Source organism: Bradyrhizobium sp. AZCC 1721 (assembly GCF_036924715.1).
Taxonomy (GTDB): Bacteria; Pseudomonadota; Alphaproteobacteria; order Rhizobiales; family Xanthobacteraceae; genus Bradyrhizobium.
The window spans coordinates 1,177,261-1,190,390 of sequence record NZ_JAZHSB010000001.1; the positions used below are offsets into that span (position 1 = coordinate 1,177,261).

The 13,130-nt window shown below is 62.9% G+C and carries 12 protein-coding genes and 1 pseudogene; 8 read left to right on the forward strand and 5 right to left on the reverse strand.

All coding sequences use genetic code 11. The features are described 5' to 3' along the window. Nucleotides 1-95: 95 nt before the first annotated feature. The 4 genes from mdoH to V1273_RS05675 form a co-directional block, all read right to left on the reverse strand. The gene (mdoH, locus tag V1273_RS05660) at nucleotides 96-2,240 is read right to left on the reverse strand and encodes a glucans biosynthesis glucosyltransferase MdoH (protein ID WP_334366640.1); all 2,145 of its coding nucleotides are present in this window, start codon (nucleotides 2,238-2,240) and stop codon (nucleotides 96-98) included. After that, nucleotides 2,228-3,736: a glucan biosynthesis protein G gene (locus tag V1273_RS05665; protein ID WP_334408980.1), complete on the reverse strand. Its 1,509-nt coding sequence runs from the start codon at nucleotides 3,734-3,736 to the stop codon at nucleotides 2,228-2,230. Before V1273_RS05665 ends, mdoH begins: the two co-directional genes overlap by 13 nt. Nucleotides 3,737-3,855: 119 nt before the next feature. Next, nucleotides 3,856-4,326: a hypothetical protein gene (locus V1273_RS05670; RefSeq protein WP_334366642.1), complete on the reverse strand. Its 471-nt coding sequence runs from the start codon at nucleotides 4,324-4,326 to the stop codon at nucleotides 3,856-3,858. Nucleotides 4,327-4,392: 66 nt separating this feature from the next. Continuing rightward, nucleotides 4,393-6,105, reverse strand: coding sequence for an FAD-dependent oxidoreductase (locus tag V1273_RS05675; protein ID WP_334408982.1), 1,713 nt, complete (start codon nucleotides 6,103-6,105; stop codon nucleotides 4,393-4,395). Between the two features lie 234 nt (nucleotides 6,106-6,339). Here V1273_RS05675 and V1273_RS05680 point away from each other — a divergent pair, with 234 nt between their 5' ends. From V1273_RS05680 to V1273_RS05695, 4 genes are all read left to right on the forward strand, one after another. Then, on the forward strand, nucleotides 6,340-7,401 hold the full coding sequence (locus tag V1273_RS05680) for an amidohydrolase family protein (protein WP_334408984.1): 1,062 nt from the start codon (nucleotides 6,340-6,342) through the stop codon (nucleotides 7,399-7,401). An 81-nt stretch (nucleotides 7,402-7,482) separates the two neighbouring features. Next, nucleotides 7,483-8,595 carry an amidohydrolase family protein gene (locus V1273_RS05685; RefSeq protein WP_334383692.1) on the forward strand — a complete coding sequence of 371 codons (1,113 nt, stop codon included), beginning with the start codon at nucleotides 7,483-7,485 and terminating at the stop codon, nucleotides 8,593-8,595. Nucleotides 8,596-8,611: 16 nt separating this feature from the next. Beyond that, complete coding sequence (locus V1273_RS05690) at nucleotides 8,612-9,025, forward strand: Rieske (2Fe-2S) protein (RefSeq protein ID WP_334408985.1); 414 nt, start codon at nucleotides 8,612-8,614, stop codon at nucleotides 9,023-9,025. A gap of 84 nt (nucleotides 9,026-9,109) precedes the next feature. Further along, entirely contained in the window at nucleotides 9,110-9,628 is a 519-nt protein-coding gene (locus V1273_RS05695) for a hypothetical protein (RefSeq protein ID WP_334408986.1), read from the forward strand. Nucleotides 9,629-9,649: 21 nt separating this feature from the next. Here the strand turns inward: V1273_RS05695 and V1273_RS05700 are convergent, their stop codons facing one another. Then, nucleotides 9,650-10,258, reverse strand: coding sequence for a TetR/AcrR family transcriptional regulator (locus V1273_RS05700; protein WP_334408987.1), 609 nt, complete (start codon nucleotides 10,256-10,258; stop codon nucleotides 9,650-9,652). A gap of 101 nt (nucleotides 10,259-10,359) precedes the next feature. Here V1273_RS05700 and V1273_RS05705 point away from each other — a divergent pair, with 101 nt between their 5' ends. From V1273_RS05705 to V1273_RS05720, 4 genes and pseudogenes are all read left to right on the forward strand, one after another. Continuing rightward, nucleotides 10,360-11,055 (forward strand): PspA/IM30 family protein, encoded by a 696-nt coding sequence (locus V1273_RS05705; RefSeq protein WP_334408989.1) that lies wholly within the window; start codon nucleotides 10,360-10,362, stop codon nucleotides 11,053-11,055. A gap of 43 nt (nucleotides 11,056-11,098) precedes the next feature. Then, complete coding sequence (locus V1273_RS05710; RefSeq protein WP_028350439.1) at nucleotides 11,099-11,374, forward strand: YiaA/YiaB family inner membrane protein; 276 nt, start codon at nucleotides 11,099-11,101, stop codon at nucleotides 11,372-11,374. 120 nt (nucleotides 11,375-11,494) lie between these two features. Further along, a complete protein-coding gene (locus tag V1273_RS05715) occupies nucleotides 11,495-11,929 on the forward strand; it encodes a hypothetical protein (RefSeq protein WP_334366649.1) in 435 nt (144 codons plus the stop codon). 152 nt (nucleotides 11,930-12,081) lie between these two features. Beyond that, a pseudogene (locus tag V1273_RS05720) lies at nucleotides 12,082-13,123 on the forward strand (hypothetical protein). Nucleotides 13,124-13,130 lie beyond the last annotated feature (7 nt).

The following is a 13,130-nucleotide window of genomic DNA, read 5'->3' on the forward strand; positions in this document are numbered from 1 at the left end:
CCGTGCCGGCCAAGACTGGACGGCCGCCAGCCTCATCCCGGTCGATCACCCACCCTAGATTGCAATGACGAGGCAAAATTTCGAAGGAGTTCGTCTCACGCTCGATGATCGGGCAACGCCAACAAGCCTGTAAGAACCGCCGGCGCATTGAGCACCGCGAACTTCTCGCGCGGGCTCAGAAAGCCCGCCGCCTCATCGAACGTTTCGGCATCTTCGATCTTCGCGCGCGCGATCGCGAGATGCGGATCGACGTCGCCGCGCTTCCGCGGCTTTTGTCCGGAGAGGTTGTTCAGGTGTGCTTCGAGCAGGCGAGCATCGTCGAGCAATTCGCGCAGCGGGCAGGGGAGCGACGAATGCGGCGCGCCCGCGAGCTCATTGGCGCGCGCCAGCACCGGCGGCGGCGCCGTCTGCTCGGGGGTTCTGAACAATCCGGACCTGCGGTTTGCGCCCGGCGACGACGACAGCATCGCGATCGGAATGGAAAGCAACAGCCCGAGGATCACCGGCGTCATCCACAGCAGCAACGAAAGCGACACGGCATAGGCGCTGATGGCCATGGCGATGCCAATCAATGTCGGCACCGAATAGGTGCTGACGATGTCGCGCTGCGCGACCGCGCCATCGTCCCGGCGCTGAACCTGCCATCCTGCGTCGCGCCCGAACAGGATTTCGCCGACAGCGGACGACTGGAAGATCATCATGACAGGCGCGGTCAAACCGGAAAGGATTGTCTCGGCCCCGATGCCGGCAAGCACCAGCAGGCCGCCGCCGAACTTCCTGCGCGTGTCGCGATCGGCAAGGAGCACGATGAAGGCCAGCAGCTTCGGCACGATCAGCATTCCCATCGTGCCGGCAAATACCCATGCTGCCAGGACCGGATCCTGCGCCGGCCATTGCGGAAACAACGAATATCCTTTCGGAAAATATTCGGGCCGCACGAACTGCGCTTGCAATGAGACCAGGATTCCGAAAACAAGAAAGATCAGCCAGAGCGGCGCGGTGAGATATGATCCGATCCCCGTCAGCAGATGAAGCCGCGAGACCCAGTGAAAGCCGCAGGTCGGCAGCAGCGCCAGATGCTGCAGATTGCCCTGGCACCAGCGACGGTCGCGCGCGGCAAAATCTGAAAGTGTGGGCGGAGATTCCTCGTAACTGCCGCGGAGCGTCGGCGCCATGTGGATGGCCCAGCCACCGCGCCGCATCAGCGCCGCTTCGATGAAGTCATGGCTCATGATATGCCCCCCGAACGGCTTGCGTCCGCTGAGTTCGGGCAGCCCTGCATGTTGCGCAAAAGCGCGGACGCGAATGATGGCGTTGTGGCCCCAGTAATTGCCTTCCGAGCCATGCCACCATGCGATCCCCGCGGCCAGCATCGGACCGTACAGGCGGCCTGCGAATTGCTGCCAGCGCGCGAACAGCGACCTTGCATTGACGATGACCGGTAGCGTCTGAATCAGCGCGGCCTTCGGATGTGCCTCCATCGCGGCAACGAGCCGAACGATGCTGTCGCCCGTCATCAAGCTGTCGGCGTCCAGGATCAGCATGCATTCATATTTGGAGCCGAACCGCCTGACCCACTCCTCGATATTGCCCGACTTGCGCGCGATGTTCTCAGGGCGGTGGCGATAGAAGATTGCGGCGGCGCTGCCGACGTCCTGCCGAAGCTTGAGAAAACATTTTTCCTCGGCGATCCAGATCGCGGTATCGGTGGTGTCGCTCAGCACGAACCAGTCGAACTGCGCGCCGTGTCCGGTCTGCTCGACCGATTCATAGATCGCGCGCAATCTCGCCAGCACGCGATAGGGGTCCTCATTATAGGTCGGCAGCAGCATCGCGGTGCGGCTATGGATCGCGGGCAGAGGCGCACTGGCGTCGATGCCGAGCTCATCCCTCCTTCTCATCAGCAGCACGAAGAAACCGCCAAGCGCCGACATGAAGGAGAAGGCGATCCATGCAAACAGCAGCACGAACAGTGCAAGGATGATCGACTCAAGGACCGTGACACCGCCGACCCGGAGCACCCGGTACATCTCATAACAGCCTGCCGCGGTCAGCATCGCGGTGCCGGTCAGAACGAAGGCGCGCCGGATCCACAGCGGCGCAAAATCGGGCGCCGGCGGCGGCTCGAACCGCCGCAGCGCCTGCACCGTCATATCCGTCGGCGATTCCGAAGGAAGGAAATCGGTCAGCGGGATATCCCGCTTTCCAGGCGAACCGCCGGCTTTCGTCAGGGTGTCCATCGATAGACCCAGACCTCCGATACCGCCTCATCGTTCTGCATGAGCGATGCGCGGAGTTCGACCGGGGTCTTTTCCTTCAACAACTCGAAGCTCAATCGCCAGCCACCTGTCGCCGGATTTGGCTGGGTAACGATGTTCTGGATCTTCGCTTTCTCGGCCGTTACGACACCGCGCAAGCTTTTCGGATCGACCGATTTCAGCCGCTCACCGGTTACGTCGAGCACGAAGAGCGTCGCGTTGTCGCCTCGTGTGCCGATCCCCGTCCGGGAAAATCGTGCCAGTGACGTCGACTTTGGCGTATCCGGCCCCCAGTGCAAACGATAGGTGTAGGTGTGCTCGCCCTTGGCCGGCAATGCCGCTTTGGGGCGCCAGAACAATGCGATGTTGTCGTGAATCTCTTCCTTGGTCGGAATTTCGAGCAGCTTCACCTCGCCTTCGCCCCAATCGCCGATCGGCTCCGCCCACAGGCTTGGCCGGCGCTCGAAATTCGATTCCAGGTCCTGGTAGGCGGCAAAATCCTTCTGACGCTGCATCAGGCCGAAGCCGCGTGGGTTGATATCGCCAAACGAAGAGACCTGAAGGTCGCGCGGGTTGTGCAGCGGCCGCCAAAGCTCCTCGCCGCGGCCGTTGAAAACCGCCAGGCCGTCTGAATCATGCACCGACGGACGGAAGTCTTCGACGTCCTTGCGGTCGTTCGGTCCAAAGAAGAACATGCTGGTCATCGGCGCGAGGCCGGCTTGTTGCAGATCGACGCGCGGATAGATCGCCATTTCGACGTCGAACACGGTGGTGTCGCCCGGGCGGATGGTGAAACGATAGGCCGCGGCGGCGCTCTCGCTATCGAGCAACGCGTGCACGACGATGGAGTTGGCGCCCGGCGCCGGCTTCTCGATCCAGAACGTCTTGAAGAACGGGAATTCTTCGCCCTTGGCTTCGCCAGTGTTGATGGCGAGCCCCCGCGCCGAAAGACCGTACAATTGTCCCTTGGCAACCGCGCGGAAATAGCTTGCGCCGAGAAAGACGCAGACTTCGTCATAATAGTCGGGCTTGTTGATCGGCGCATGAAGGCGAAAGCCGGCAAAGCCGAGATCGACTGCCGGGCCCGGCGGCGCCAGGTCGCCGAATGAAAACAGGTCAGGCCGGTAGGCGATTGGTGCCGCCTGGCCGTCCTTCACCTCAAAGAGATCGACGCGGTTCTTGTAGAAAAATCCGCGATGAAAAAACTGCACCTCGAACGGCAATTTTTCGCCGCGCCACAGCGCGCGGTCCGGCAAAAACCGGATCGCCCGATAACGGTCGTAATCGAGATTGGCAAGATTGTCGGGCAACTTCTCGCTTGGCGCCGTGTAGGCTTTGCTTGCGAGGTCGCGCGCCATTTGCCGGACGATGGATCGATCGAACGGCGCAGGCTGGGCATGGGCGGCGGACAAAAGCCTGGATGCCGTGCTGGTTACCAATGGTAACGCAGAAACAGCGAGGAAATCCCTGCGATTCACTAAACAACCTCGCGGTTACTGATGCGGACCATCTGCAACGCAGCGCACACTGGACGGTTCCCCGCGCCGGAATAGATCTGCTGTTTTTCCCGATTGCCTAAGATCCGGTCACGGGCGCGCTAGCTTCGCAGCGTATGGCTTATCCGCGTAACCACGTCGTCCCACTGGCGTTTTTCGGAGACGGGATAATTGATCATCACGCAGTTCAGGGTGCCGTTGCCGCGGTTGCAGCGGTTGTACCAGATCCGGTCCTTGCGAATGCTGGACACAACGAAAAAATCGGACGTGATCCGTCTATAGATGATGCCGGCAGGCGGCCGCATCTTGGCCAGGAACGTGGCGGGCGAATCGTTGTCGGGGTTGGGAACGGACTGCACCGTCAGGTCGGCGCGGCGGTCGTCGGTGAAAAAGCGCCGTCCTGTGCCGCCTTCCGGCGGTCCGGCGTCGACGGTGAAGATCGAGACCGGCATGTCGACGCTGGTCCCGGTGCTCGCGATCACGTATCGCCGCCATTCGGCGTCGCCGGCAAAGGCGAGGACGGGAACGAAGCTCAAAGCGACGATGGCAGCGCAAAGGTGCAGCACACGCATGGAACGGTCTCCGGTTCGATTCGAGACAATCGATTCCATCGAGGTTCGTTCCAGCTCCGGACATTTCTAGCGCGCAGCCCTGCCCGCGAGATGCTTGCCCGCGATGTATCCAAACGTCAGCGCGGGGCCGAGTGTAATACCGGCGCCGGGATAGTTGCCGCCCATGATGCTCGCCATGTCGTTGCCGGCGGCGTAGAGGCCGGCGATCGGCTGGCCGTGTTCGTCGAGCGCGCGGGCATGCGCATCGGTCTTGATGCCGGCATAGGTGCCGAGATCGCCGACCACCAGCTTGATCGCATAATACGGTCCGTCCTTGATCGGCGCGACGCAGGGGTTCGGCCCGTGCAGCGCATCGCCCTGGTAGCGGTTATAGGCGCGCGATCCCTTGCCAAACGCAGGATCGCGCCCCTCCGCGGCCGAGGCGTTGAACTCGGCAACCGTCGCTTCGAGCCCCTGTCGATCGATGCCGGTTCTATCAGCCAGTTCAGCCAGCGTTGCGCCGCGCTTGAGGTAGCCGGTGGCGAGATGATGGCGCAGCGGCATCGGAAACGGGGGCACGCAGCCCAGACCGTATTTTCGCAGCGCGCGGTGATCGCACAGCAGGAACGCAGTGATCTCCTCGCCAGGCTTTGCAGCCTTCACCATTGCCTGCACGAAGTCATGATACGACTTGCCTTCATTGGCAAAGCGCTTGCCGTCGCGCATCACCGCGATGACGCCCGGTTTCGCGCGATCGATGAAATGCGGCATCACGCCCTTGGAGCCGTCCTTGCGTTCGGTGATCGAGACCGGCACCCAGGCCGCCGCGTTCGGCAGCGTATCCTCGATGCGGCCGCCGGCGGTCTCCGCCAGGCGCAATCCGTCGCCGGTGTTGCCGACGGGGCCCGGCGAAAAATGCTCGGCGCCGGTGGGCGCGTGCGGAAACATGGTCTTGCGCCTCGCCGCATCATGCGGAAAGCCGCCGCAGGCGAGCACCACGCCGCGCTTGGCGATGATGCGCACCAGCTTGCCATGGCGCTCGACGATCGCGCCGCGCACCGCGCCGTCCTCGACGATCAGTTCATGCACCGGCGAGGACAGCCACAACGGAATTTTCAGGTCGAACGCGGATTTCGCCAGCCGCCCGGCCAGCGCATTGCCGTTGGTCAAGGTCATGCCGCGGCCGTGGCGCATCACGTCCATCAGATGCTTCGACAGGCGTTTTGCGACGTAGATCGCCGAAGTCAGCGATTTGGTCGCCCGCATGAAATGGATGATCTCCTTGCCGGAGCCCAACATCATGCCGAACACGGTGAGTTCGGGGAGGGGATTGCCGAGATCCTTGATATGCTCGCCCAGTTCGCGGCCATCGAACGGCCGCGTCACCATCGAGCGACCGCCCTGCGCGCCGCCCGGAGCTTCGGCGTGGTAATCCGGAAAGGTCAGCGGCATGTCGAACTGGACGGCCGTCTTCATGGTGAAGAAGTCCACCGCCGCGGGACCGGCCGAAAGAAACGCATCGACGCGCGCGGCATCAAAACTATTGCCGGCCTCGTGGCGCAGATAGGTCCGCGCCTGCTCCGGGCCTTCCTCGATGCCCCACGCCTTCGCCAGCGAAGTGCCGGGGATCCATAGCCAGCCGCCGGAGCGGGCAGTGGTGCCGCCGAAGCGCGGCTCCTTTTCAACGATGAGAACGTTGAGCCCGTGATGCCCCGCGGTGACCGCTGCTGACATTCCGGCACAGCCGGAGCCCACCACCAGCGCGTCGCATTCGTAATTCTCTTGTTCGTTGCCAGCCACGCGATCCGCCTCGTTTCCGTTTCTTGGGCAGACATTTGGGTTGGGATCGATTGGCCTGTCAATCGCGGGCGTTTCTTCCTTCTCCCACCCACAAGGGGAGATAGAGAACGCGCGCCGCCCGTGCATCCAGGGAAGGGCGGCCCCTCAAGTTAAGCGCTTGCCCCGATCGAGCATCGGCGGCACATTTGTCGGTGCGACACCAAGATCGCCGTGACGAATATCCGAGGAACCCTGATGGCGGCCACGCGGATCGACTGCGACATCCATCCCGCCGTGGGCGGCACCCGCACCACGCTGTTGCCTTATCTCGACGATCACTGGAAAGAGCAAGTCGTCAGCCGCGCCATCGACGGCCTCGATCTCAACTCCTATCCCCCCAACATGCCGTTCACCGGCCGCGCCGACTGGCGGCCGGCCAATGGCAAGCCGGGCAGCGATCTCGAGATGGTGCAGCGCGGCGCGTTCGGCCAGCTCGGTTCAAGCCATGCGATCTGCAACGTGGTCTATGGCGCACAGGCGGTGTTCGATCCTTACATGGCGGCCGGTTTCTGCAAGGCGATCAACGACTGGATCGCCGCCGAATGGCTTTCGAAGGATTCAAGGCTGAGCGCCTCGATCGTGTTGCCCTTGCAGGCGCCGGATCTGGCGGTGGAAGAAATCGAGCGCAGAGCCGGCGACAATCGCTTCGTCTCCGTGCTGGTGCTGGCGCAGGGCGAAACGCTGCTCGGACGCCGGCATTACTGGCCGGTCTGGCAGGCCGCCGCAAAACACAAACTTCCGGTCGCGATCCACGCCGGCAGCGCCTATCGCACCGCGCCGAGTTCGATCGGCTGGCCGTCCTATCGCTACGAATATTATCTGGCCGAAGCGCAGGCATTCCAGGCCCAGGTGCTGAGCCTGATCTACGAAGGCGTGTTCGGCAAATTCCCCGATCTCAAGGTCGTGCTGATGGAGTCGGGCGTGAGCTGGCTGCCGGCCTTCATGTGGCGCGCCAACAAGACCTGGCGCGGCGTCCGCGTCGAGGTGCCCTGGGTCGAGCGCGAGCCGGCCGCGATCATCCGCGACCATGTCCGCGTCACCATGCAGCCGTTCGACGGCCCGCCCGATGCGGCCGGTGTTGCCGATGTCATCGAGCAGATCGGCTCCGACAAGATGTTCCTGTTCGCATCCGATTATCCGCACTGGCAGTTCGACGGCGACGATCCGATGCCGCCGCATCTGCCCGCCAGCATTGTCTCGCGTATGTGCGCCGACAATCCGCTGGAGACCTTTCCGCGGCTGAAGCTCGCCGCGTGAATACAGCATGATCCGGAAAAGTGGGCACCGGTTTTCCGAAAAGATCATGCTCAAACAAAGAGTCTACACACGGAGGATCGCATGAGTGACGTCATCGACCGTCCCATCCTCGCCGAGGAAGTCGCCGCGCAAAGCCGGCTGCGCATCATCGATTGCGATGTGCATCCGAGCATTCATGCGCATTCGGACATCGAACAGTTCATGCCGAAGCGCTGGCAGGAGCATCTGCGGACCTACGGCAGCCATCTGCGCACACCCTATATCGGCACCACGCCCTATCCGCGTTCTTCGCCGCTGATCGCGCGCCGCGATGCCTGGCCGCCGACCGGCGGGCCGCCGGGCTCCGATCTCGATTTCATGCGCAAGCAGCATCTCGATCCGCTCGATATCGAGTACGGCATCTTGCAGGTGCTCGACCTCTTCATCTTCTCCCAGCAGAATCTGGAATTCGGCGCCGCGATCCAGCGTGCCATCAACGACTGGCAGCTCGCGTTCTGGTCCGATCGCGAGCCGCGGCTGAAAGCGTCGATCCTCGCGGGTCAGGACGACACAGAATTCGCGATCGCCGAGATCGAGCGCTGCGCCAAGATCGGCCGTTATGTGCAGATCAACGTCTGCCCGCGCGCCAACGAGCCGCTCGGCCGCCGCCGCTACTGGCCGATCTATGCCCGCGCGCAGGAGCTCGGCCTGCCGCTCGGCATTCATGTCGGCGGCTATGGCGGGCATGCGCCGACCGGCGGCGGTTGGCCGTCGTATTACGTCGAGGAGCACCAGTCGAACGCGCACACCATGGCCGCGCAGCTCACCAGCCTCGTGCTCGAAGGCGTGCCAGAGCGTTTCCCGAACTTGAAGATCGTCTTCATTGAAGGCGGCTTCGGCTGGATTCCATCCGCCACCTGGCGCATGGACCGGCACTTTGAGGCGTTCCGCAGCGAGGTGCCGCATCTCAAGCGCCGTCCGTCCGAATATGTGAAGGAGCATTTCTGGTTCACGACGCAGCCGATCGACGAGCCGGACGAAGCAAAACATCTGCGCTCGCTGATCGAATGGGTCGGCGCCGATCGCCTGCTGTTCTCGTCGGACTACCCGCACTGGGATTTCGACGATCCGCGTTATGCGTTCAAGACGCCGCTGACCGAAACCGAGCGCCGCAAGATTTTTAATGGCAATGCGCGCGCCCTCTACAAGCTCTGAGTAACGACAGGATCACATGGCCCGCCACATCGTCGCCCGCACGTCCGATATCCCGCCCGGCGGCAACAAGGTGTTCGGCGTCGAGGGCCGCGACATCGTCGTGTTCCACGTCAACGGCGAATTCTTCGCGCTGCTCAATCGCTGCCCGCACGAGGGCGCGCCGCTGGCAAAGGCCGCCTGCGTCGCGCGCCTGACCTCGCCGGAGCCCGGCGTGTATGAGCGCTCCCGCGTCGGCGAGCTCTTGCGCTGCCCGTGGCACGGCTGGGAATTCGATATGCGCAGCGGCCAGTCCTGGTTCGATCCGAAGCGGGTGAAGGTGCGCTCCTATCCGGTCGCGGTCGAAAGCGGCGAGGAGCTGCAGAAGGGGCCTTACGTGGCCGAAACGTTTCCGGTGCATGTCGAGGACAATTACGTGATTGTAGAGGTGTAGCCGATTGCGCTGCATCTTGAGCCGACCGCGGCGCGACATGCCGGCCTGCACCTTTGGCTCGACTCCTTTTTGAGGGAGGTGGATATGACCCATTACATCTTGTGCCGGTCGCCCTTGAAGGTTCTCGCGTGGCTTGTCGGATTGCTGTGTCTGTCGGCGGCGGAAGCCGACCCCGCGCATGCCTGCGCGTGCGACTCAATCTCGCCTGCCCAGGGCTTCGCACGCACTCAATACGTCTTCACCGGCAGGGTGACGGAAGTGAAGGACCATACCTGGACCGTGGACGTCGATCGAGTTTGGAAAGGGGCCGACAAACTAGCCGCTCGCGTCAAGCTGCTGGATGTCTACAAGGACATGGATTGCGAATTTTACTTCGAACCGGGCCGCGCCTACCTCTTCTTCGCGATCGTGGCGAAGAGCAGTCGCTATGTGTACTATCAACCCGAGGTGTGCAACTGGACCAACGCATTGCGCTCGAAGCGCGTCGCCAGTCCGCACGGCGCGATCTGGCTCGAAGATTTGATCGTCGAGAACTACGGCCCTGGTGAGCCCCCGAGAGGCGAAGACCCCTGGAAACGCCTGCCGGAGCACGACCGCGACTGACCGTTACATTCTCTTCGAGATCTAACCAGGCTTGCCGGTCAGCCCATCGACCATCGCGCGCACGATGGTCGCAATTTCCTTGCGCAACGCCTCGACCGGCACCGCGATCAGTTTCTGCTCGAGCCCGAGCAGCACCATGCCGTGCACGGCGGAGAACAGACTGCGTGCCGTCACGCCGAGTTCGTCCGGCGTGCGCGTCGGAAAGAGTTCGGCCAGCGGCTGGTAGATATGGCGGAACAGGTCCATCTGTTCGCTGATCGCCCAGTCCGGCACCGGCTTGCCCGGCGCCATCCGATGCTCGAACAGCGCGCGCCACAGCTCGAGATTCTCGGCGGCGAAATCGCAATAGGCGACCGCGATGCGGACCAGCGTTTCACGAGGGGAGGGCGGCCCATCGTCTTCGGCAGCCGTGAGCGTGGCGTCGAGCCGCGCCAACGTGCGCGACCCGACCCGCAGGATCAATTCGTCCACGTCTTCGACGAGATTGTAGACCGCGCCGTTGGCGATGCTGATGTCCCGCGCCAGATCGCGCGTTTTCAGCCCCGGCAGACCCCCTGCGGCAATCCGTCGCTCCGCCGCTTCGATCAAGGATTCTCGAAGTTTTGCTCGTCTTTCCAATGCCTTAGACATCTTCTTCCAATCTTGAGCGCTGCTCAAAATAATTCTTGAGCAACGCTCAAACTATGCTACAAACCTTTCATGAGCAATGCTCATAACACAGGGAGCCACCAATGTTCAAAACTGTTTTGACGCTTTTCCGGGGCAGCGTGGCTGCCGCGGGAGAAGAACTGGAAGACCGCGCGGCGCTGCTCATTCTCGACCAGCAGATGCGCGACGCCGCCGCGGCGGTCGAACGTTCCAAGCGCTCGCTGGCGCTGGCGATCGCGGGCGACCAGCAGGAGGGTCGCCGTCTCGACGCTACCAACGCCCGTATCGCCGATCTCGAAGTCCGCGCCACCGCCGCGCTCGATGGCGGAAGGGAAGACCTCGCCCGCGAAGCGGCGCAGGCAATCGCCAATCTCGAGGCCGACCGCGATGCCGCGATGACCGCGCGGACGCTGTTTGCGTCTGAAATCACGCGCATGAAGCGCCAGGTCGCCAACGCCGAGGCGCGGATTACCGAGCTTGATCGCGGCCGTCGCATCGCTCGCGCGTCGGAAGCAGTTCGCGCGCTGCGAAGGGGCGGCGTCGAAGCCGCGCGCCCTTACGAATCCACGCTGCCGGAAGCGGAGAACACGCTCAAGCGGCTGCGTGAGCGCCAGATCGAGGCCCAGGCCGCCGCCGATGCCTTGATCGAGCTCGATGCCGCCACCGGACCGCAGGCGACTGCCGAAAAGCTCGCCGAACAGGGCTTTGGGCCACGCCTGAAATCAACCGCGGACGACGTGCTCGCGCGTTTGAACGCCAAACGCACGCAAGCTGCCTGAAACTGAACCCGATCGATTAAACCCATATCAACAGGAGATTATCATGAACCAGAACGTCCAACCCCACAGCGGTGCCTGGGTTACCTTCACCTACATTTCGTTCGCTGCCTCGGCCTTCATGGTCGCCGTCGGCGTGTTCTTCCTGCCGCTCGATCTCTGGATCAAGGGCTATCTCGCAATGGGCATCGTCATGCTGGTGCAGTCCTGCGTCACCCTGACCAAGACCGTGCGCGACATGCACGAAAGCGGCAAGCTGGTGAACCGCATCGAAGATGCCAAGGCAGAACGGCTGCTGATGGAAGTTTCCAAAGCCGCGTAACCTGTGGCGCGGTGCTGGCGAGGGCGGACGGCGGATGTTACGGCATCCGTCGTTCGCTTGTCCGCCTTCGCCCTCACCAGAAACAGCAACTCGCTACCGGACAAAGCAAACTGAAAGGGAATGTCCGTGCCTCCTCCTGAAAATGATGACGGCCGTGGGCATCCGACTTCGCTGCAAAGAGCGCTCGTATTCGTGTTGCTGGGTCCCGCCCTCGGAGTGCTCATAGCCTTTTCAGTGGTGGCCATTGCGATCCGCGGATACGCCGCCGATCTTTTCGGCGTCTCGATAGCGTTTTTGTTCAGTCTGGTTGTATGTGCGATCACCGGTATCGTTGATGGAGTCCTGGCTTGGGCTGCGCCAATTTCCTTGAGGGCGCCCTTGACCGCGATCGTCGGGGCGGCCGTTGCCGTCGGTCTCGTTCTTTTCCTGGCAGCCCAATTGGGGGGCCAGATGACGCCGCCGCTGCACACGCTGATTCCAATCGCAGTCATCGGAGCGCTCAATACAGGTGCGTGCTCGCTGCTCACGTACTATTACCGTCGCAGGAAGGCTTGACCTGGCCAGCATCCGCACCGCCGTTTCCTGTCACGAATTATTTGATGCCGCCGTTCAATGCATCGTTTACCCTGCGGCAATCGCAACATATCGCGCTCATGGCTCCTTAACGGGCCCCGGCGCATAAATCCGCCCCCGAGCGGGAAAGCGGCATGGCGTCTGTCTGGAGCGACAATTCGGCGATCCGTCACGTCTTGGGGCAGGTGCGCTCTGCGGCTACGCGCCTGGGCGGATATGGCCTGTTTTGGCTGAAGGCACTGCGCCAGCCCACCATCGATCTCACCCTGCGCACCCAATACCGGGTTGGTCACGCGAATCGTCGAGGCCCCCGGCCTGTCGCTTTCCGAAGCCGAGCTCGACGAGCTGGTCTCGCAACTGCGCGTCGTGGCGGCCAAGACACTGCCGAAGGAGAGCCTCACCTACGGAATATTCTCCGGCGAGCGCGAACGGCTGTCGCGCGCCATCGTCACGCTGATCTCGGAGCAAGCAACGGGCCGGCCGATTGCCTTCAACGCGCTGTCGGTCATGAAGGTGGAACTCGACGGCGAGCCGGTGGAGGTCACGCATCTCGGCCTCGTCATGGTCGATCCCGATGAGCGGGGGCAGGGGCTCTCCTGGGTGCTGTACGGCCTGACGGCGCTCGTTCTGTTTGCCCGCGACGGCCTGCGTCCGAAATGGATATCGAACGTCACCCAGGTGCCGTCGGTCGTCGGCATGGTCAGCCAGACCTTTTCGGATGTCTTTCCGTCGCCCCATCCGGACTCACGCCAGAGCTTTGCGCATCTGCAACTGGCACGCGGCATCATGTCCCGTCATCGCGCCGTGTTCGGCGTGGGTGAGAATGCCGGGTTTGACGAGGCGCGGTTTGTCATCACCAATGCCTATACCGGTGGATCGGACGCGCTGAAGAAAACGTTCGAAGCCGCACCCAAACATCGCGACGAACAATACAACGCCTGGTGCGCGCGCGAGCTCGATTACGCCAGGGGCGACGACGTCCTGCAGCTCGGCCGCGTCGACCTTTCCGGTGCCCGCCGCTACGTCCAGCGGGATGTGCCGGCCGGTTCATTGCCGGCGCTGCTCGCGGCCTCCGTCGTGCTGGCGTTGCAGCGGCTGATACTGCCGGTGGTTTACTGGCTCGACGATACGCGTCCGTTCGGCAGCTTGCGGCCGTGGCGAGGGAACGGCCGATGACACCAGG